The sequence below is a fragment of the Geodermatophilus sp. CPCC 205761 genome (assembly GCF_051383655.1).
In the GTDB taxonomy this organism is placed as follows: domain Bacteria; phylum Actinomycetota; class Actinomycetes; order Mycobacteriales; family Geodermatophilaceae; genus Geodermatophilus.
On sequence record NZ_JALPKQ010000022.1, the window covers coordinates 63634 to 82743 of the forward strand.

The 19110-nt window shown below is 74.2% G+C and carries 20 protein-coding genes and 1 pseudogene; 4 read left to right on the top strand and 17 right to left on the bottom strand.

Going from position 1 to position 19110, the window contains the following annotated elements:
* Nucleotides 1–19: 19 nt before the first annotated feature.
* From MY526_RS14930 to MY526_RS14955, 6 genes are all read right to left on the bottom strand, one after another.
* Nucleotides 20–1006 (bottom strand): diacylglycerol kinase family protein, encoded by a 987-nt coding sequence (locus MY526_RS14930; RefSeq protein WP_436704290.1) that lies wholly within the window; start codon nucleotides 1004–1006, stop codon nucleotides 20–22.
* A gap of 8 nt (nucleotides 1007–1014) precedes the next feature.
* Complete coding sequence (gene tatC / locus MY526_RS14935) at nucleotides 1015–1968, bottom strand: twin-arginine translocase subunit TatC (RefSeq protein WP_436704277.1); 954 nt, start codon at nucleotides 1966–1968, stop codon at nucleotides 1015–1017.
* A 19-nt stretch (nucleotides 1969–1987) separates the two neighbouring features.
* On the bottom strand, nucleotides 1988–2299 hold the full coding sequence (tatA, locus tag MY526_RS14940; protein WP_436693016.1) for a Sec-independent protein translocase subunit TatA: 312 nt from the start codon (nucleotides 2297–2299) through the stop codon (nucleotides 1988–1990).
* 92 nt (nucleotides 2300–2391) lie between these two features.
* Complete coding sequence (locus MY526_RS14945) at nucleotides 2392–2586, bottom strand: hypothetical protein (protein WP_436693015.1); 195 nt, start codon at nucleotides 2584–2586, stop codon at nucleotides 2392–2394.
* A 10-nt stretch (nucleotides 2587–2596) separates the two neighbouring features.
* Entirely contained in the window at nucleotides 2597–3583 is a 987-nt protein-coding gene (locus MY526_RS14950; RefSeq protein ID WP_436693013.1) for a helix-turn-helix transcriptional regulator, read from the bottom strand.
* Nucleotides 3580–4548: a helix-turn-helix transcriptional regulator gene (locus tag MY526_RS14955; RefSeq protein WP_436704278.1), complete on the bottom strand. Its 969-nt coding sequence runs from the start codon at nucleotides 4546–4548 to the stop codon at nucleotides 3580–3582. The genes MY526_RS14950 and MY526_RS14955 overlap by 4 nt, the downstream gene beginning before the upstream one ends.
* Nucleotides 4549–4603: 55 nt before the next feature.
* Between MY526_RS14955 and MY526_RS14960 the strand changes: the two genes are divergently transcribed.
* Nucleotides 4604–5713: a DUF3866 family protein gene (locus MY526_RS14960; RefSeq protein WP_436693009.1), complete on the top strand. Its 1110-nt coding sequence runs from the start codon at nucleotides 4604–4606 to the stop codon at nucleotides 5711–5713.
* A 22-nt stretch (nucleotides 5714–5735) separates the two neighbouring features.
* On the opposite strand, the gene pafA is transcribed toward MY526_RS14960, so the two are convergent.
* The 9 genes from pafA to MY526_RS15005 form a co-directional block, all read right to left on the bottom strand.
* Nucleotides 5736–7094 (bottom strand): Pup--protein ligase, encoded by a 1359-nt coding sequence (gene pafA, locus MY526_RS14965; protein ID WP_436704280.1) that lies wholly within the window; start codon nucleotides 7092–7094, stop codon nucleotides 5736–5738.
* Between the two features lie 50 nt (nucleotides 7095–7144).
* A complete protein-coding gene (locus tag MY526_RS14970; RefSeq protein ID WP_436704281.1) occupies nucleotides 7145–7495 on the bottom strand; it encodes a hypothetical protein in 351 nt (116 codons plus the stop codon).
* Between the two features lie 2 nt (nucleotides 7496–7497).
* Entirely contained in the window at nucleotides 7498–8364 is an 867-nt protein-coding gene (gene prcA, locus MY526_RS14975; RefSeq protein ID WP_436693003.1) for a proteasome subunit alpha, read from the bottom strand.
* Between the two features lie 4 nt (nucleotides 8365–8368).
* Nucleotides 8369–9211 (bottom strand): proteasome subunit beta, encoded by an 843-nt coding sequence (gene prcB, locus MY526_RS14980; RefSeq protein ID WP_436704282.1) that lies wholly within the window; start codon nucleotides 9209–9211, stop codon nucleotides 8369–8371.
* Complete coding sequence (locus MY526_RS14985) at nucleotides 9208–9972, bottom strand: endonuclease VII domain-containing protein (RefSeq protein ID WP_436704284.1); 765 nt, start codon at nucleotides 9970–9972, stop codon at nucleotides 9208–9210. The genes prcB and MY526_RS14985 overlap by 4 nt, the downstream gene beginning before the upstream one ends.
* 31 nt (nucleotides 9973–10003) lie before the next feature.
* Entirely contained in the window at nucleotides 10004–10213 is a 210-nt protein-coding gene (locus MY526_RS14990) for a ubiquitin-like protein Pup (protein ID WP_436692998.1), read from the bottom strand.
* A gap of 99 nt (nucleotides 10214–10312) precedes the next feature.
* A complete protein-coding gene (gene dop / locus MY526_RS14995; RefSeq protein ID WP_436692996.1) occupies nucleotides 10313–11818 on the bottom strand; it encodes a depupylase/deamidase Dop in 1506 nt (501 codons plus the stop codon).
* A gap of 149 nt (nucleotides 11819–11967) precedes the next feature.
* Nucleotides 11968–13740: a proteasome ATPase gene (gene arc / locus MY526_RS15000; protein WP_436692994.1), complete on the bottom strand. Its 1773-nt coding sequence runs from the start codon at nucleotides 13738–13740 to the stop codon at nucleotides 11968–11970.
* 136 nt (nucleotides 13741–13876) lie between these two features.
* Entirely contained in the window at nucleotides 13877–14764 is an 888-nt protein-coding gene (locus tag MY526_RS15005; RefSeq protein WP_436692992.1) for a tRNA (adenine-N1)-methyltransferase, read from the bottom strand.
* Nucleotides 14765–14846: 82 nt separating this feature from the next.
* Here MY526_RS15005 and MY526_RS15010 point away from each other — a divergent pair, with 82 nt between their 5' ends.
* The 3 genes from MY526_RS15010 to MY526_RS15020 are packed head-to-tail and all read left to right on the top strand — an operon-like array spanning nucleotide 14847 to nucleotide 17893.
* Nucleotides 14847–15788: a RecB family exonuclease gene (locus MY526_RS15010; protein WP_436692990.1), complete on the top strand. Its 942-nt coding sequence runs from the start codon at nucleotides 14847–14849 to the stop codon at nucleotides 15786–15788.
* A 10-nt stretch (nucleotides 15789–15798) separates the two neighbouring features.
* On the top strand, nucleotides 15799–16680 hold the full coding sequence (locus MY526_RS15015; protein ID WP_436692989.1) for a maleylpyruvate isomerase family mycothiol-dependent enzyme: 882 nt from the start codon (nucleotides 15799–15801) through the stop codon (nucleotides 16678–16680).
* A 13-nt stretch (nucleotides 16681–16693) separates the two neighbouring features.
* Nucleotides 16694–17893, top strand: a complete 1200-nt coding sequence (locus tag MY526_RS15020; protein ID WP_436704286.1) for an amidohydrolase family protein — start codon at nucleotides 16694–16696, stop codon at nucleotides 17891–17893.
* Between the two features lie 15 nt (nucleotides 17894–17908).
* On the opposite strand, the gene MY526_RS15025 is transcribed toward MY526_RS15020, so the two are convergent.
* Together MY526_RS15025 and MY526_RS15030 are read right to left on the bottom strand one after the other, a co-directional pair.
* On the bottom strand, nucleotides 17909–18658 hold the full coding sequence (locus tag MY526_RS15025) for an HAD family hydrolase (RefSeq protein ID WP_436692986.1): 750 nt from the start codon (nucleotides 18656–18658) through the stop codon (nucleotides 17909–17911).
* Nucleotides 18655–19110, bottom strand: a pseudogene (locus MY526_RS15030) (hypothetical protein); the annotation flags it as partial. The pseudogene MY526_RS15030 and the gene MY526_RS15025, both read right to left, overlap by 4 nt.

Consider the following 19110-nt stretch of genomic DNA (forward strand, 5'->3'; position numbering starts at 1 on the left):
GCAGGCTCGCGGCCACCCGTCAGGGTGCCTCGCCGAGGCGGCGAGGCGTGGGCGGAAGGGTGGTCCTGTCCCCGCGGCCGGCGCCCACCACCGCCAGCGCGCCGGGGACGCAGACGCTCACCGCCGGCAGCGGGGCGACCGGCTCGCCGTCGGCGTACGTGCTCAGCCCGTCGGCGGCCAGCTCCACCCGGGTGGCGCGGTGCACGGACACCGCGGGGTGCTCGACGTGCGTGCCGGCGGTCAGCCGCGGCCGGGTGCGCACCAGCTCGCGCCGGCTGACCGGCCCGACGACGGTGACGTCGAACCGCCCGTCGGCGGGGTCGGCGCCCGGGCAGATCCGCATGCCGCCGCCGTACCAGGCGGTGTTGCCGACGGCGACGAGCGTGACCGGCACGGTGCGGGTCGTCCCGTCGAGGCCGAGCACGACCTCCCGGGGCCGCAGCCGGGCCAGCTCGGCGAGGATCGCCACGTCGTAGCGGCGGGGTCCGCGCGGCCAGCGCAGCCGGTTGGCCCGGTCGGTCACCGCCGAGTCGAAGCCGCAGCACAGCACGGTGGCCCACCAGCGGTCGCCGGTGCGGCCCGCGTCCAGGGCGGTGACCCGCCCTTCGGTCAGGTCGGCCGCGGCGGCCCGGGCGGCGGCGGCCGGGTCGACCGGCGTCCCCAGGGCGAGGGCCAGGTCGTTGCCGGTGCCGGCCGGGACGAGGGCCAGCGGGACGCCGGTGCCCGCGACCGCCTGCACCGCGGCGTGCGCGGTGCCGTCCCCGCCGATCGCGACGACCGCGCCGGTTCCGGCCGCCACGGCCGCGGCCGCCTGCCGCTCGGCGTCGGCACGGGTGGTGGCGGGCAGCAGCTGCGGAGCCAGCCCCGCGGCGGTCAGCGCGTCCAGCGCGGCCCCGACCGCCGCCCGGGCCCGGCCCCGCCCGGCGACCGGGCTGACCAGGACGGCGACCTCCGGGCCGGTTCCCCTGCGGGGGCCCGCCGCGAGCCGGCGAGGGGCGGGGGGCAGGGGGGCTCTCAGCCGCGCGAGTGGGCCGGGTCGTCGGCGGGCGAGTCCTGGCGGCGCAGGTCGTCGAACGGGGTGGGTGCGACGTCCAGCTGCGACGGGGCGGCGTCCAGCGGGGAGGCGTCGTCGTCGTCCAGGTCGTGGAAGTGCTCGGCCGCGGCCCGCTTGGCCCGCCGCCGGTCGACGAACCGGGCGATCTGGATGGCGATCTCGAACAGCAGCACCATCGGGCCGGCCATGGCCAGCATCGTGAACGGGTCCTGGGTGGGCGTCACGAAGGCGGCGAACACGATGGTGAGGAAGAAGATCCAGCGCCGGGACCTCTTCAGCGTCTGGTACTCCAGGACGCCGACCAGGTTGAGCGCCACCGCGACCAGCGGCAGCTCGAAGGAGAGCCCGAAGGCCACGAGCAGGCTGATCACGAAGCCCAGGTACAGCTCCGCGGTCAGCTGGAAGGCCACCTCGTCGCCGGCCAGGGTGAGCAGCAGCTGCAGGCCCTTGCGCAGGGTGAGGTAGGCCAGCAGCGAGCCGAGCGCGAACAGCGTGCTCGAGGCGGCCACGAAGCCGACCGTGTAGCGCTTCTCGTTGCGCCGGAGGCCCGGGGTGACGAACGCCCACAGCTGGTAGAGCCAGAACGGCGAGGAGATCACCGCGCCGGCGATGAAGGCGATCTTCAGCCGGAGCAGCACGCCGCCGAAGACGTCGAGCACCACCAGCCGGCAGTCGCCGTCCGGCTGCAGCCGCAGGTCACCGGGGAGCGCGCAGTACGGCTCGGTGAGGAAGGTCAGCAGCCCGTGGTCGTACCAGAGGAACCCGACGACCGTCCCCAGCACGAGGAACAACAGCGACTTGGCGACGCGGTTGCGCAGCTCGGTGAGGTGCGCGATGAGCGTCATCGTCGCTGCCGGGTCCCGGGGCGGCCGGCGCCGCCGCAGGCGGGGCCGGCGCAGCCCGTCGTCGCTCATCGTGGTGCCGGTTCTGCGGTCAGCGGGTGCTGTCGGACTGCTGGGCGGCGCGCGCCCGCAGCTCGGCGGCACGCGCCTCGGCGGCCTTGGCCTCGGCCTCGAGGGCCGCGGCGTCGGGACCGGCCGGCGGCAGCACCTCGCCGCGCACGGGGGTGGTCCGGGCGGCGTCCTTGGCGCGCACGTCGTCGTCCTTCATGCCCTTCATCTCGCCCTTGAAGATCCGCAGCGAGCGGCCGAGCGAACGAGAAGCATCCGGCAGCTTCTTGTAACCGAAGAGCAGCAGGATGGCCAGCAGGATCAGGCCGATCTCCAGGGGGCCGAGTCCGGCCATGACGTCCTCCAGCAGGTCGAGGTGACAGGGACGATGCTACGTGGCAGATGCGTCACTGCCTCCCCCGCAACCGGGGGGGTCGGAGGGTGAAGTCAGGGTGACTCGCGGGCATCCGCGGCCCGCGCCGCGGTCGCCTGGACCTGCGCCAGGACCGGCCGCACCTCGCGCTCCAGCGCCGCCACCTCGCGGCGCAGCCGGGTGAGCGCGCCGAACAGGCCGTGACCCAGCGCGCCGAGGACGACGACGGCGAGGACGGCGACGGCGATCCACACCACGAGCAGCAGCACGGCGCCGACCCTAGTCGCCGGCCCCGCCCCCGGCGCCGTAGCGCTCCAGCGCGGCGCGGGCGTCCGCGGCGACGGCGGCGGCGAGGTCGGCGGGCTCGTCGACGGTGGCCGCGCCCCCCAGGGAGGCGACCAGCCGCCGGGCCCAGGCGACGTCGGCGGTGCGCACCGCGACCGCCAGCCCCCCGGCCGGGTCGTCGACCTCGCGCACCTCCTCGACCGGGTAGTACTCGGCCACCCAGCGGGCGCCGCGCTCCAGCCGCAGCCGCACCACCGGCGAGCCGGCCTCCGGCTGGTACAGCCCGTTGTCCACGTCGCGCTCGTGGGCCTCGGCCGGCGGCGTGGCCGGCTCGTCGAGGACGACGACGTCGTCGACGCGGTCCAGCCGGAACAGCCGGACGCCCTCGGCGCGCCGGCACCAGGCCTCCAGGTAGGACCGGCCGTCGACCAGCAGCAGCCGCATCGGGTCCACGGTGCGCTCGGTGCGCTCGTCGCGGGTGGGCACGTAGTAGTGCAGGTGCAGCGCCCGCCTGCGCTCCAGCCCCTCCCGGACCACGGCCAGCGCCTGCTCGCGGGCGTCGACCGACAGCGCCACAGGCGTGACCCGCTCGGCGGCGTGGCCGGCCGCGGCCGACACCTTGGCCAGCGCCCGGCTGACCGCCTCCCGCTCGGCCAGCCCGGGCAGCTCCAGCAGCGTGCGCAGCGCGACGACCAGCGCGACCGCCTCGTCGGTGGTCAGCCGCAGCGGCCGCACCATGCCCGCGGTGAAGGTGACCCGCACCCGGTCGCCCTCGAACGCGAGGTCGATGAGGTCGCCGGGACCGTAGCCGGGCAGGCCGCACATCCAGAGCAGTTCCAGGTCGCGGCGCAGCTGGCGCTCGGGGACGCCGAAGTCGCGGGCGGCCTCGGCCAGCGGCACGCCCTCGGGGCGGGCGGTCAGGTACGGGACCAGCGAGAGCAGGCGGGTCATCCGCTCGGTGGTGGCCGGCGCGGTCGTCATGCCATCGCCGCCAGCCGGGTCAGCCGTGCGACGACCGCCGCGCGGACCTCGGCCGGCGCCTCCACCACGACGTCGGGACCGTAGGCGGCGAGCTGGTCGGCCAGCCGGAACGGCTCGGTGGTGCGCAGCTGCAGCCGGTCGTCGCCGTCGTCGGCGGGCCCCAGCGAGGTGGCGTGCCGGCGCAGCCCGATCGCCGTGCCCGGCCGGGCGCGGACGACGACCAGGTGCTCCTCGCCCCCGAACTGGCCGGCCACCATCGCGGCGAGGTCGACGTCCTCCGGCGGCTCGAAGGCGTTCGGCGGGCCGACCGCCTTGGGCGTGCCGACCACCCGGGAGAGCCGGAACGAGCGCCGCTCGGTGCGGTCGAGGTCGAAGCCGACCAGGTACCAGCGGCCGTGCCAGGCCACGACGCCCCACGGCTCGACGGAGCGGCGGGCCGGGGTGGCCTCGTCGGGACGGCGGTAGTCGAACTCCAGCCGCCGGCGGTCGCGGGCGGCGGCGTAGCACGGCTCGAAGGACGGCTCGTCGGAGTCCAGCGGCGGCTGCAGCGGGATGGTGCGGCCGGTGTCGACGTCCACCCCGGCCGCCTTCAGCTTCACCAGGGCGCTGTGCGCGGCACCGGAGAGCTGCGCGGACTCCCACAGCCGCAGCGCCAGCCCGACCGCCGCGGCCTCCTCCCCGGTCAGGGTGATCTCGGGCAGCTCGTAGTCGGCGCGGGCGATCCGGTAGCCGTCCTCGGTGTCGAAGACGCTGGTGCGGCCGGTCTCCAGCGGCACGCCCATCTCGCGCAGCTCGGCCTTGTCGCGCTCGAACATCCGCTTGAAGGCCTCGTCGGCGCGGGCGCTGCCGTCGTCGGGCTCGTACCCGGGCACGGTGGCCCGGATCTTGGCCGCGGTGACGTACTGCCGGGTGCCGAGCAGGGCGATGACCAGGTTCACCAGTCGCTCCGCCCGCTTCGCCGCCACGGTCCCAGGCTAGTCATGGGCCGCGCTTCCCGAGCGGTCTGGCTAGCCTGCGGTCGTGGGGGAAGCAGCGACGACGGTGCAGCGGATCCGGTGGCGGCGCGGGACGGTGACCGCGCTGGGCCGGGCCTGGCGGGACGCCCAGGAACTGACCGTGCAGGTGCCCGAGGACGGCGAGGTGCGCGCGCTGGCGCACCCGTCCCTGGTGGGCGTGCCCGAGGTGGGCGACGACGTGCTGCTCAACACCACCGCCTGGGCCCAGCGCCTGGGCACCGGCGGGTACGCGCTGGTCGTCGCCGTCCCCGACCGGCTGCCGCCGGACCCCGCCGGTCCGGGGCACCTGGTGAAGGCGCGGTACACCCCGCTGCAGGTGACCGTGCAGGGCGTCGACGAGCAGGAGACCGAGCACCACCGGACCATCGCCGACGCCGAGGACCTCGGCGGCATGCCGGTCGTGATCGCGGACCTGCACTCGGCGCTGCCGGCGGTCCTCATCGGCGTGCTGGCCACCGACCCCGACCTCAGGGTCGCCTACGTCATGACCGACGGCGGCGCGCTGGTCGCCGGGTTCTCGCGGACGCTGTCGGCGCTGGCCCCGTCGCTGGCCGGCGTGGTCACCGTCGGGCAGGCCTTCGGTGGGGACGTCGAGGCGGTCACCCTGCACACCGGGCTGCTGGCCGCCCGGCACGTGCTCGGCGCGGACGTCGCGATCGTGGCCCAGGGGCCGGGGAACCTGGGCACCGGGACGCCATGGGGCTTCTCCGGGGTGGCGGCCGGCGAGGCGTGCAACGCCGTGGCCGTGCTCGGCGGGCGGGCGGTGGGCGCGCTGCGGATCTCCGACGCCGATCCGCGCCCGCGGCACCGCGGCGTCTCCCACCACTCGCTGACCGCGTTCGGGCGGGTGGCACTGGCCGGCGTGACGCTGGTGGCGCCGCGGGGGCTGGGCTCGGAGCTCGGCGGTCAGGTCGAGGAGGACCTCGCCGGTCAGCCCGCGCGCAACCCGGTCGTGTGGATGGACGTCGACGGGCTGGAGGAGGCGCTCGGCCTCTCCCCCGTGCCGCTGTCGACGATGGGCCGCGGCTTCCCCGAGGAGCGCGCGTACTTCCTCGCCGCGGCCGCCGCCGGCCGCTACGCCGCCCTGCAGGTGCCCCTGCCCGAGGAGGGCTGAGCCCCGCGGGAGGGATCCTCGTTCACATCGACGCGATGAGCTTGTCCACCCGCTCGTCGACGGCCTTGAACGGGTCCTTGCACAGCACGGTGCGCTGGGCCTGGTCGTTGAGCTTGAGGTGCACCCAGTCGACGGTGAAGTCGCGGCGCTTCTCCTGGGCCTTGCGGATGAACTCGCCGCGCAGCCGGGCGCGGGTGGTCTGCGGGGGCACGTTCTTGGCCTCGAACACCCGCGGCTCGTGGGCCACCCGGTCGACCTGGTTGTTGCGCTCGAGCAGGTAGTACAGCCCGCGGCGGCGGCTGATGTCGTGGTAGGCGAGGTCCATCTGGGCGATCCGCGGCGAGGACAGCGGCAGGTCCCGCTTGGCCCGGTAGCGCTCGATCATCGTGTACTTGGTGGCCCAGTCGATCTCGCGGTCGATCAGCGACAGGTCACCGGAGTCGACCGCCTTGAGCACCCGGCCCCACAGCTCGAGCATCTGCCGGTGCACCGGCCCGAAGCCCTCGCGGTCGACGAACTCCGCGGCGCGGCTGTGGTACTCGGACTGGATCTCCAGCGCCGACATCTCCCGGCCGTTGGCCAGCCGGACCTTGCGCCGTCCGGTCATGTCGTGGCTGATCTCGCGGATGGCGCGGATCGGGTTCTCCAGCGTCATGTCCTTGATCGGGACGCCGGCCTCGATCATCCGCAGCACCAGGTCGGTGACGGCGACCTTGAGCAGCGTCGTCGTCTCGTTCATGTTGGAGTCGCCGACGATGACGTGCAGCCGCCGGTAGCGCTCGGCGTCGGCGTGCGGCTCGTCGCGGGTGTTGATGATCGGCCGGGAGCGGGTGGTGGCGGACGAGACGCCCTCCCAGATGTGCTCGGCGCGCTGGCTGACGCAGTAGATCGCCCCGCGCGGGGTCTGCAGCACCTTGCCCGCGCCGACGACGATCTGCCGGCTGACCAGGAACGGGATCAGCACGTCGGCCAGCCGGCTGAACTCCCCGTGCCGGCCGACCAGGTAGTTCTCGTGGCAGCCGTAGCTGTTGCCGGCCGAGTCGGTGTTGTTCTTGAACAGGTAGATGTCGCCGGTGACGCCCTCCTCGGCCAGCCGCTGCTCGGCGTCGACGAGCAGGCCCTCGAGGATCCGCTCGCCGGCCTTGTCGTGGACGACGAGCTCGGTGAGGTCGTCGCACTCGGCGGTGGCGTACTCCGGGTGGCTGCCGACGTCCAGGTAGAGCCGGGAGCCGTTGCGCAGGAAGACGTTCGAGCTGCGCCCCCACGAGACCACCCGGCGGAACAGGTAGCGCGCCACCTCGTCCGGCGACAGCCGGCGCTGACCGCGGAAGGTGCACGTGACGCCGTACTCGGTCTCGATCCCGAAGATCCGTCGCTCCACGATCCGACTCTAGGCGCCGACACCGACACTGGCCCGCCTGCGGCGCGCGGCTACCCGCGCCGGTCGTCCAGGCGGCGGAGGAGGTCGTCGGCGGCGTCGGCGACCTCGGGGTGGTCGTTCTGGACGGCGCGCTGCTTGGCGTGGATCAGCGCGGCCCGGTTGACCCGCCGGAGGTCGCCGTAGGGGAAGGCGTAGCGCTTCTTGGTGTCCTCCGACGCCTCCGGGTCGACGGCCAGGTGCCAGGCGCCGTAACCGTCGTACCCGTGGGCGTCGATGAGGTCGTTCTCCTGCGCGGCCGACGGGGCGGCGTCGGACCACTCGGTGTCGACGTCCACGTCTCCGGCGTCGATGAGCCGGCGTGCCTGCCGCACGCCGGCGTCGTTGACCCGGTAGGTGGTCACCGTCAGGTGGTGGGGGCCTGTCCCCCGCTCCCGGCGGTGCCGCCGGAGTCGGGGGCGGACGGCTCGCCCAGGCCGGCGGGCGTGCCCGGCTGCGGCGTGCTGGGGGCGTGGGCGGCGGTGTGCGGCTCCTCGACGGCCTCGGCGCCCGCCGCGTCCCCGCGGTCGAGCAGGGTGTGCAGCGCGGCGCCGACGACCCGGCGGAAGGCCCGCTTCGGCCGCCGCCGGTCGAGGACGGCGACCTCCAGCTGCTCGGCACTCAGCAGCGACGGGCTCCCGCCGTTGGCGCCGCTGGTGGCCGGGCTGACCGCCGACAGTGCCTGCACGCCCACCTTGAGCGCCTCGGCGACGGTCATGCCGGGCAGGTAGTGCTCCCGCAGGTGCGTGCTCACGGCCTCGGCCTGGCCGCCCATGACCACGAAGTCCGGCTCGTCGACGACCGAGCCGTCGAAGGTGAGCCGGAACAGCTGGTCGGACTCCGGCTCGTCGCCCACCTCGGCCACGCAGAGCTCGACCTCGTAGGGCTTCATCTGCTGGGTGAAGATCTCGCCGAGGGTCTGGGCGTAGGCGTTGGCGATCACCCGGCCGGTGACGTCGCGGCGGTTGTAGGAGTACCCGCGGACGTCGGCCAGCCGGACGCCGGCCACGCGCAGGCTCTCGAACTCGCTGTAGCGGCCGACGGCGGCGAAGCCGATGCGGTCGTAGAGCTCACCCACCTTGTGCAGGGTGGAGCTGGGGTTCTCGGCGATGAACAGCACGCCGTCGGCGTAGGTGACGACGGCGACGCTGCGGCCGCGGGAGATGCCCTTGCGGGCGTACTCCGAGCGGTCGCGCATGAGCTGCTCGGGCGAGGCGTAGTACGGCATGGTCATGGCGTCAGCCCTGCCCGTCCGCGGCGGACCGCTCGTCGACGATGGTGGCGGCGACCGAGGACACCTCGTCGTCGGTCAGCCGGACCGCGCCCTCGGCGTCCACCCGGTAGACGATCGGGTACAGCCGGCGCACCGGGTCGGGTCCGCCGGTGGCGGAGTCGTCGTCGGCGGCGTCGTAGAGCGCCTCGACGATGGTCCGGGTGGCGGTCTCGCCGGACAGCCCCGGCCGCCAGGTCTTCTTCAGCGAGTTCCGGGCGAACAGCGAACCCGAGCCGACCGCGGAGTACCCGCGCTCCTCGTAGTTCCCGCCGGTGACGTCATAGCTGAAGATCCGGCCGGGGGTCGTGCCGGGGGCCGCGTCGAGGTCGAAGCCGGCGAACAGCGGGACGACGGCCAGGCCCTGCAGCGCCGCGCCCAGGTTGCCCCGGATCATCTGCGCCAGCCGGTTGGCCTTCCCGTCGAGGGAGAGCGTGAGGCCCTCGATCTTCTCGTAGTGCTCGAGCTCGACCTGGTAGAGCTTGACCATCTCGATGGCGATGCCCGCGGCGCCGGCGATGCCGATGACCGACCAGGCGTCGGCCGGGTAGACCTTCTCGATGTCCCGGCTGGAGATCAGGTTGCCCATCGTGGCGCGCCGGTCGCCGCCCATGAGCACGCCACCCTCGTAGGTGACGGCCACGATCGTGGTGCCGTGCGGGGTGAGGTCACCGACCGGCAGCTGCGGGATCGGGCGCCGGCCGGGCAGCAGATCGGGGGCGGTGACCGCGAGGAAGTCGGTGAACGAGGAACCCACCCGGTCCAGGTACGCGGGCGGGAACCCGCTCCGACCAGCTGACGACTCGATCACCCATCCGCCTCTCCCGCCGCACCCTGTCGGCGTTCCTCACTCCTGTGACGCCCCGTCGACCGGGTGGCTCGTGGTCGTCCGGGGCGCCGCTGCGACCCTACCGGCGGGCTCCCGGGTCGGCTGGCCCCGGCCGGGGCACCGCCTCCCGCCTCCTGCAGCAGCGTCAGGGCCTGGCGCTGCTGGTACCCCTCGACGTAGAAGGCCGCCACCCGGAGCAGGTACGGGTCGTCGCGGAACTGGCCCGGGCCGCCGTTGCAGGTGAAACAGAGCAGGGCGCGCACCGCTCCGGTGGCGTGGTCGTGGTCCACGTGCACCGCGGGCGGAACCGGGCAGATGGCGGAGACCCCACCCTGGTCCTGCAGCATGAGATCCGCTTCCTGCGCGGAGATCCCATAGCGACGCGAGAGGTGGCACGTCCGACTGCCACCCCCTGCAGCTCGGCTCTGCTTGCCGCGGGCGTTGTGACACGGCAGGCAGTAGGCACCGCGGCCGCGTGCGGCGGCCCGAGAGCGTGGGAACTCCGTCAGCGGACGGATTTCCTCGCAGTCGGGCCACCACTTGTGCCCGTCGGGGACGAGCAGGTCGGCCGGAGCGGTCCTGTACCGACGCGGTCCTGTCCACCTGGCCTCCCGGCTCCGAGCCGACCGTTCAGCCAGGTGCTGCGGACAGTAGAACGCCAGACCGTCACGCGACCGCTTGTTCTTGGTGAACTCCGACACCGGCTTGTGTGTGCCGCAGTCCCGGCAGGACTTCGTCTCCACTGAACCAGGTCATCCGACGAGATGATCTTGTTTACTGGCCCCCTTTTTGTACGTATGACCTAACAAATTCCTCGGCGTTCTCCTCGAGCACCTCGTCGATCTCGTCGAGGATGGAGTCGACGTCCTCGGTCATCTCCTTGTGCCGCTCGGCGACCTCTGTGTCGACCGAGGCCTCGACCTCGTCGGTTTCCTCGCGGGTGCGCGTCGTCCGCTGCTGACCGCCCGTGTCCCTCGTGGCCATGGCTGTCTCCCTCACGTCGTGGCTGCTGCCTGGGAGGAAAGCTACCCGCGGGGGGTGACGAACGGGTGTCGGCCGACGGCGGGGTGGGGACGTGCCGGATCAGCCGCCGGTGATGGTGTCGACCAACTCCTGCGCCGAGGACGTCGACTCGAACAGCCCGCCCACGTGGTCGCGGGTGCCGCGCAGCGGCTCCATGGTCGGGATCCGCACCAGGTTCTCCCGGCCGAGGTCGAACACGACCGAGTCCCACGACGCGGCCGCGACCTGGGCCGGGTAGCGCCGCAGGCACTCGCCGCGGAAGAAGGCACGGGTGTCGGTGGGCGGGTGCACGACCGCCCGGGCGATCTCGTCGTCGTCGAGCAGCCGCTGCATCGAGCCGCGCGCCACCAGCCGGTGGTAGAGCCCCTTCTCCGGCCGGACGTCGGAGTACTGCAGGTCGACCAGGTGCAGCCGGGAGTCGCCCCAGCCCAGGCCGTCGCGGGACCGGTACCCCTCGAGCAGCCGCAGCTTCGCCGGCCAGTCCAGCCGGTCGGCGCAGCGCATCGGGTCCACCCGGAGGTCCTCGAGGACCTCGGCCCACCGGCTCAGCACGTCGGCGGTCTGCTCGTCGGACTCCCCGGTGCGGTCCACGTGCCGCTGCGCCATCTCCAGGTAGACCTCCTGGACCTCCAGCGCCGTCATCCGCCGGCCGTCGCGCAGCCGGACCTTGTGCGACAGCGACGGGTCGTGGCTGATCGCCTGCAGCGCCTCCACCGGCTCCTCGATGCTGAGGTCCTGGGTGAGCGTCCGCGCCTCGATCATCGCCAGGACCAGCGACGTCGTCCCGACCTTGAGGTAGGTGGACAGCTCCGCCAGGTTGGCGTCGCCGATGATCACGTGCAGCCGGCGGTACTTGTCGGCGTCGGCGTGCGGCTCGTCGCGGGTGTTGATGATCGGCCGCTTGAGCGTCGTCTCCAGGCCGACCTCGACCTCGAAGAAGTCCGCCCGCTGGGAGAGCTGGAAGCCCTGGGTGCGACCCTCGGTGCCGATCCCCACCCGGCCGGAGCCGGCGACCACCTGCCGGGTCACGAAGAAGGGGATCAGCCCGCGGATGATGTCGAGGAACGGCGTCCGCCGGTCCATGAGGTAGTTCTCGTGCGCCCCGTAGGAGGCGCCCTTGCCGTCGGTGTTGTTCTTGTAGAGCTGGATCGGCGCGGTGCCGGGGATGCGGGCGGCCCGCCGGGCCGCCTCGGCCATCACGTGCTCCCCGGCCTTGTCCCACAGGACGACGTCGCGCGGGTTGGTGACCTCCGGCGTCGAGTACTCCGGGTGCGCGTGGTCGACGTAGAGCCGCGCCCCGTTGGTGAGGATGACGTTGGCCATCCCCGAGTCCTCGTCCAGGTCGGTGTGGTCGAGGGCCTGCGCCGGGGAGAGGTCGAAGCCGCGGGCGTCACGCAGCGGGGACTCCTCCTCGAAGTCCCACCGCGGCCGGCGCGGGCTCGGCGCCTCGGCCACCGCCCAGGCGTTCACCACCTGGCTGGACAGGGTGGTCGGGTTCGCCGACGGCTGCCCGGGCACCGAGATGCCGTACTCGATCTCGGTGCCCATGACCCGCCGCGCGCTCATGGACCAACCCTAGGCCGCGCCCCCGACCCCGTCGGGCACCGCCGCCCGGCCCTGAGCCCCGGCGTCGGGCGACGGCCGCCGGGCCTCCGCCGACGGCGACGGCCCGGCCCCCGCGGCGTGCGGGGACCGGGCCGTCGGGGCCGCGGTGGTCAGAGGTACTGGCCGGTGTTGGTCGCGGTGTCGATGGCGCGGCCGGACTCGGTGCCCTTGCCGCTGATGAGCGTGCGGATGTAGACGATCCGCTCGCCCTTCTTCCCCGAGATCCGCGCCCAGTCGTCGGGGTTGGTGGTGTTGGGCAGGTCCTCGTTCTCCTTGAACTCGTCGAGGCACGCCGCCATCAGGTGGCCGACCCGCAGGCCGCCGCCCGGGCCGGCGTCCAACCGCTCCTTGATCGCCATCTTCTTGGCGCGGTCGACGATGTTCTGCAGCATCGCCCCGGAGTTGAAGTCCTTGAAGTACAGGACCTCCTTGTCGCCGTTGGCGTAGGTCACCTCGAGGAAGCGGTTCTCCTCGCTCTCGGTGTACATCCGCTCGACGGTGCGCTGGATCATCCCGGCGATCGTGGCCTCGCGGCTGTTGCCGTGCTCGGCGAGGTCGTCGGGGTGCAGCGGCAGCGACGTGGTCAGGTACTTGCTGAAGATGTCGCGGGCGGCCTCCGCGTCCGGCCGTTCGATCTTGATCTTCACGTCCAGCCGGCCGGGCCGGAGGATCGCCGGGTCGATCATGTCCTCGCGGTTGGAGGCGCCGATGACGATGACGTTCTCCAGGCCCTCGACGCCGTCGATCTCGCTGAGCAGCTGCGGCACGATCGTGCTCTCCACGTCGGAGGACACGCCCGATCCGCGGGTGCGGAAGATCGAGTCCATCTCGTCGAAGAAGACGATGACCGGCGTCCCCTCGCCGGCCTTCTCCCGGGCCCGCTGGAACACCAGCCGGATGTGCCGCTCGGTCTCCCCGACGTACTTGTTGAGCAGCTCGGGGCCCTTGATGTTGAGGAAGTAGGACTTCGCCTGGCCCTCCCCCTTCACGGCCGAGACCTTCTTGGCCAGCGAGTTGGCGACCGCCTTGGCGATCAGCGTCTTGCCGCAGCCGGGCGGGCCGTAGAGCAGGATGCCCTTGGGCGGGCGCAGCTCGAACTCGCGGAACAGGTCGGCGTGCAGGAACGGCAGCTCCACCGCGTCGCGGATCTGCTCGATCTGCCGGGCCAGGCCGCCGATGTCGGAGTAGTCGATGTCCGGCACCTCTTCGAGGACCAGCTCCTCGACCTCGCTCTTGGGGATCCGCTCGTAGACGTAGCCGGAGCGGGTCTCCAGCAGCAGCGAGTCCCCGCTGCGCAGCGGCTGGTCGGCCAGCGAGTCGGCCAGGTAGACCACCCGCTCCTCGTCGGTGTGCCCGATGACCAGCGCCCGCGGCGTGACGCCGTCCACCGGCTCGAGCAGCTCCTTGAGCATGACGACGTCGCCGGCGCGCTCGAAGCCGCACGCCTCGACGACGTTCATCGCCTCGTTGAGCATGACCTCCTGGCCGTGCCGCAGGTCGTCGACCTCGACCGCCGGGGAGACCGACACCCGCAGCTTCCGGCCGCCGGTGAAGACGTCGACGGTGCCGTCCTCGTGCCGGGCGAGGTAGACCCCGTAGCCCGACGGCGGCTGGCCGAGCCGGTCGACCTCCTCCTTCAGCGTCACCAGCTGCTCGCGTGCGTCGCGCAGCGTGCTGGTCAGCTTGTCGTTGCGCTCGGAGAGGAACGCCGCGCGGCCCTCCGCCTCGGCGATCCGCTCCTCCAGCGCCCGCACCTGGCGGGGGCTCTCGGCCACCTTGCGACGCAGGAGGCCGATCTCCTCCTCCAGGTAGGAGATCTGGCTGAGCAGCGCCGCGACGTCACGCTCGCGCCGCGCTCGGAACTCGTCGGGACCCAGGCCCATCGCGCACCTCCGCATAGATCGGGAGAGCCAGGACGCCAATCTATACACGCCCGCCGACAGGGTGCCGGGGGCGCGCACAGCAGCCGGTCACGACCCGGCTACGACTGTGTTGCGGGCCGTCCCACGCGTCCCGGCCTCAGCTCTTCTGCGCCCGGCGCTGCCGCAGCGGGGCGACGACGCCCTCGGCCAGCCGGCGCGCGCTCACCAGGAACGCGGTGTGGGCGACCATCCGGTGCTCCGGCCGCACGGCCAGGCCCACCGCGTGCCAGGGCCGCACCAGCGACTCCCACGCGTACGGCTCGGTCCACACGCCCTGGGCCCGGAGCGCCTCGACGTAGGTGGACAGCTGGGTCACCGTGGCGACGTAGCCGACGAGCACCCCTCCGGGGCGCAGCGCGGCGGCGACCGTGGGCAGCACGGCCCAGGGCTCCAGCATGTCGAGGACGACCCGGTCCACCGTCTCAGCGGCCGGGTGCTCGGCGAGGTCCCCGAGCCGCAGGGACCAGGTGGCCGGCACCTCGCCGAAGAAGGCGCCCACGTTGGCCCGGGCGACGTCGGCGAAGTCCTCCCGCCGCTCGTAGCTGGTGACGCTCCCCCGCTCCCCCACCGCGCGCAGCAGCGAGCAGGTCAGGGCCCCCGAGCCGGCGCCGGCCTCCAGGACCCGCATGCCCGGCCCGATGTCGCCCGAGCCGACGATCTGGGCGGCGTCCTTGGGGTAGATCACCTGGGCGCCGCGCGGCATGGACAGCACGAAGTCGGCCAGCAGCGGCCGGAAGGCCAGGTAGCCGGTGTTCGCCGTCGAGTGGACGACGGACCCCTCGGGGGCGCCGATGAGGTCGTCGTGCGCGATCGCCCCGCGGTGGGTGTGGAACTGCTTGCCCGGCTCGAGGACGACGGTGTGCAGCCGGCCCTTCGGATCGGTGAGCTGGACCCGGTCCCCGACGACGAACGCCCCGGGCACCGGTGTCGGGGCCGTGGTCTCCGGCTCGTCGGCGGTCTCGGGGGCCTGCTGCTGCGCGTCCACGGGCGGCCAGCCTACGTAAGTGGCGTCGGGCATCTCGGCGTGCGCACTCGGAACTGTCGGCGGCCCGACCTAGCCTCGGGACATGACCACGATGGTGCAGACCGGGCAGCCCGCCGAGGCGGCTGCCTCTTCCCCGGGCGCACCCGCCGACGAGGCGACGAGACCGCGCCGGCCGTCGCTGTCCCCGAGCCGGGCGGCGGACTTCAAGACCTGCCCCCTGCTCTACCGGTTCCGCACCATCGACCGGCTGCCCGAGCGCAAGAGCCCGGCGGCGGTGCGGGGCACGCTGGTGCACGCGGTGCTCGAGAAGCTCTACGACCTGCCCGCCCGCGAGCGCACGCTGCAGGCGGCGCAGCAGCTGCTCGCCCCGGCGTGGGACGAGCTGCGCGCGGACCCGGAGGTGGCCGAGCTGTTCGCCGAGGGCGGCGCGGCCGACGACCAGCCCGCCGGGCAGTCCCTGGAGGCGTGGCTGGCCTCGGCCGGGCGGCTGGTGGAGACCTACTTCTCCCTCGAGGACCCGTCGCGCATCGAGCCGGACGGCCGGGAGCAGCTGGTGGAGGTCACCCTGCCCGACGGGCTGCTGCTGCGCGGCTACGTCGACCGGCTGGACGTCGCGCCCAACGGGGCGTTGCGGGTGGTCGACTACAAGACCGGGTCGATGCCGCGCGAGGCGTTCGAGGGCAAGGCCCTGTTCCAGATGAAGTTCTACGCCCTCGTGCTGTGGCGCACCCGCGGCGTCGTGGCCAGCCAGCTCAAGCTGCTGTACCTCGGCGACGGGGACGCGCTGACCTACGCCCCCGACGAGGGCGAGCTGGTCCGCTTCGAGCGCACCCTGCACGCCATCTGGACGGCGATCGAGCGGGCCGTGGCCACCGGGGACTTCCGGCCCAACCGCACCCGGCTGTGCGACTGGTGCGACCACCAGGCGCTGTGCCCGTCGTTCGGCGGCACTCCCCCGCCGTTCCCGGCCGAGGCCGCCGCCGCGGCCGGCTGGGCGACGCTGCCGGTCGTCGAGCGCGACTGAGAAAGACCCCGTGCCCCCTACCGTGGAAGGCCCCCGTCCTCCTCACCGCTCGCAGGCGCGCGGTGAGCCTCTGGACGGGGCCGCGGCGGGCCCCTGCACGGGGGCCACCGGCCTGAGCTTCGAGCGCCTCTGCGCCGAGATCCCCGGGCAGTCCGGCCTGCTGCGGGAGACGCTGGCCGCCGACCCGGCCACCCCGGTGCCGTCCTGCCCGGGCTGGAGCATCGGCGCGCTGGTCCGGCACCTGGCCGGCGGTCAACGCTGGGCCGCCGGCGTCGTCGAGACCCGGGCGACGCAGCCCCCGCCGGACGACTTCTTCCGCGACGTCGTCCGGGACGCCGAGCCCCCGGCCGCGGTCCTGGCCGACGAGCTCACCGCGAGCGCCGACCGACTGGCCGCCGCCCTGCGCGACGCCGGGCCCGACGCCGCGGTCTGGACGCCGCTCGGTCCCGGCACCCCGCGTTTCTGGGCGCGCCGGTTCGCCCACGAGACGGTCGTCCACCGCGCCGACGCCACCCTCGCCGCCGACGCGGTGTTCACCCTCGAGCCCGCGGTCGCCCTCGACGCGCTGGACGAGTGGATGGAGCTCGGGTCGCTGCCGGTGGTGTTCGACGTCCACCCCGAGCGGCGGGCGCTGCTCGGCCCGGGCCGCACCGTGCACCTGCACGCCACCGACACCCCGCCCGAGGCCGGAGCGGAGTGGGTCGTCGACCTCACCGGCGACCGGCTCACCTGGCGGCGGGCGCACGAGAAGTCGGCGGTCGCCGTCCGGGGCCCGCTGACCGAGCTGCTCCTGGTGGTCTACGGGCGCCGCACCGTGGACGATGCCCGCGTCGACGTCCTCGGCGACCGGGATCTCCTGGACTTCTGGCTGGCCCGCGTCGCCTTCACCTGAACGCACTGGCCGGATGAGCGGAGGGCGCGTGCACGGCTACCGGGCACCCCACGCCTTCGACGGCGAGCGCTTCCTCCCCGAGGGTGCGCTTGTGCTCGTCGAGGGCGGCCGGATCGCGGCGGTGCAGCCCGCCGCCGCACCCGCCCCCGCGGACTGCGCGGTGACCGAGTTCCCGGACGCCACGCTGCTCCCCGGGCTGATCGACAGCCACGTCCACCTCTGCGGCGACAGCGGGCCGCACGCGCTCGACCAGCTCCCCGAGCTTCCCGCCGAGCACCTGGACGCAGTGGTCGCCCAGGCGGCGCAGCAGCACCTGCAGGCCGGCGTGACGGCCGTCCGCGATCTCGGCGACCACCGCTGGACGGTCGTCGACCGGCACCGCGGCGGCCAGGGGCCCACGGTCGTCGCCGCCGGGCCGCCGATCACCAGCCCCGGCGGGCACTGCTGGACGATGGGCGGCGAGGCGGCAGGCGTCGAGGCGCTGCGCCGCGCCGTCCGCGAGCGGGTGGAACGCGGCGCCGACGTCGTCAAGGTCATGGCCAGCGGCGGCCTGCTGACCCCCGGCACCGATCTGTTCGCCTGCCAGTTCGGGCTCGACGAGCTGCGGGCCGTCGTCGAGGAGGCGCACCGGCACGGGCTGCCGGTCACCGCGCACGCGCACGCCCTGCCGGCCGTGGCGCGCAGCGCCGCCGCCGGGGTCGACGGCATCGAGCACTGCAGCTGCCTCACGCCCGACGGCGTCCGCACCGCGCCGGACCTGGCCGAGCGGCTCGCCGCGGCCGGCACGTACGTGTGCCCGACCCTCGGCCGCACACCCGGGCAGGTGCCGCCGCCGCACGTGCAGGCGCGGATGGAGGCGCTGGGCGCGACCTACGAGGCCCAGCTGCCGAACGTGGCCGCGCTGCACGCGCACGGCGTGACCCTGCTGGCCGGCACCGACGCCGGGATCAGCCCCGCCAAGCGGCACGGCCTGGTCCCGATGGCGGTCGCGGACCTCGTGGCCGAGTGCGGGGTCCCGCCCGTCGCGGCGCTCACGGCCGCCACGGCCACGGCGGCCCGCGCCTGCGGGCTCGCCGACCGCACCGGCCGTCTCGCCGCGGGACTGGACGCCGACCTGCTCGTCGCGGCCGGCGACCTGGCCGCCGACGTCACCGGCCTCCAGCGGCCACGGCTGGTGGTGTCCCGCGGCCGCGAGGTGCCGCGGGGCGACTAGATCCCCGCGCGGCGGCTAGGCCCCGACGTCCACCTTGTCGCGCGCGGCCAGGAGGTCGCGCAGCTCGGCCAGCCCCACGCCGGCGAGGGTGTCCCGCAGCACCAGCCCGGGGGCCGGCTCCAGGGGCTGCAGCGAGGGGACGCCCAGCACGGCGGCGCCCGCGGCCAGCCCGGCGGTGACGCCGGCGACCGAGTCCTCCAGCACCACGCAGCCGTGCGGTTCGACGCCGAGCGCCGCCATCGCCTGGCGGTAGGGCGCCGGGTCCGGCTTGCGGGCCGGCACCTCGTCGCCGCAGACGGTGATGTCGAAAGGGGGCACGTCGGGGAACGCCCGCCCGATCGCGACCAGCACGATGTCGGCCAGCCGCCGCGGGGTCGTGGTGACCAGCGCGGTGGGGACGGCGGCGTGCCGCACCTCGGCGATCAGCTCGCGCGCCCCCGGCCGCCAGTGGATCTCCCCCGCCAGCAGCTCCGCGGTCCGGTCCTCCACCCAGCGGGCGTCGGACTGCAGCTGCGCCTCGGTGCGGACCACCCCCAGGTCGGCATGCAGGACGCCCATCGACACCCGCATGCTCGTGCCGACGGTGCGCTGCCGGGCCTCCTCCGACATGCGCCCGCCCAGGCGGCGGGCGAGGCCGAACATCGCCTCGCCCCAGTACTGCTCGGTCTCGACCAGCGTGCCGTCCATGTCGAACAGCACGGCCTGCAGGTCATCGCGCGGTTGAACGGTGCTCTCCTCCGGACGCAGGGTCGGTCGTGGGCTCACCCGCGGTAGTTCACGTGGACGTGGTCGTAGTGGTTGGCGGTCGCGCTGCCGCGGTCCGCCATCGGCTTCCAGGAGCCACCCGGCGAGCTGAGCATCCGCTGCTGCCAGATGATGTACTCCACGCCCAGCTCGTCCCAGTGCGCGATGTGGTACTGCGCGATCGCGTCGCCGAGCGAGGGGGTGCACATGTAGTCCAGCGCGAGGCCGGACGGGTGCCCGCCGGGGTCGGCTGCGCTGGCGCGGGTGCCGCCGATGGTGATGCCGGCGGCGCCGGGCACGTTGGAGACGACGGAGTCGGCGGCGGCCTGGGCGGCCGGCCGGACGGCCCCGGCGCTGTTGCTGATCCTGGCCTTGGCGGTGGCCGCGGTCCCGGCGGCGGCGGGCGCGGCCGCGGCCTCGCCGCGGGCGGGCGCAGGGGCTTCCTCGGCGGCCTCCGCTGCCTCGGCGGCGTG

Coding starts and splice junctions, on each gene's coding strand:
- tatC (WP_436704277.1), bottom strand. CDS start 1,968: ATGAGCGACGACGGGCTGCGCCGGCCCCGCCTGCGGCGGCGCCGGCCG.
- tatA (WP_436693016.1), bottom strand. CDS start 2,299: ATGGCCGGACTCGGCCCCCTGGAGATCGGCCTGATCCTGCTGGCCATC.
- MY526_RS14950 (WP_436693013.1), bottom strand. CDS start 3,583: ATGACGACCGCGCCGGCCACCACCGAGCGGATGACCCGCCTGCTCTCG.
- prcA (WP_436693003.1), bottom strand. CDS start 8,364: ATGACCATGCCGTACTACGCCTCGCCCGAGCAGCTCATGCGCGACCGC.
- MY526_RS14990 (WP_436692998.1), bottom strand. CDS start 10,213: ATGGCCACGAGGGACACGGGCGGTCAGCAGCGGACGACGCGCACCCGC.
- dop (WP_436692996.1), bottom strand. CDS start 11,818: ATGAGCGCGCGGCGGGTCATGGGCACCGAGATCGAGTACGGCATCTCG.
- arc (WP_436692994.1), bottom strand. CDS start 13,740: ATGGGCCTGGGTCCCGACGAGTTCCGAGCGCGGCGCGAGCGTGACGTC.
- MY526_RS15010 (WP_436692990.1), top strand. CDS start 14,847: ATGACCACGATGGTGCAGACCGGGCAGCCCGCCGAGGCGGCTGCCTCT.
- MY526_RS15020 (WP_436704286.1), top strand. CDS start 16,694: ATGAGCGGAGGGCGCGTGCACGGCTACCGGGCACCCCACGCCTTCGAC.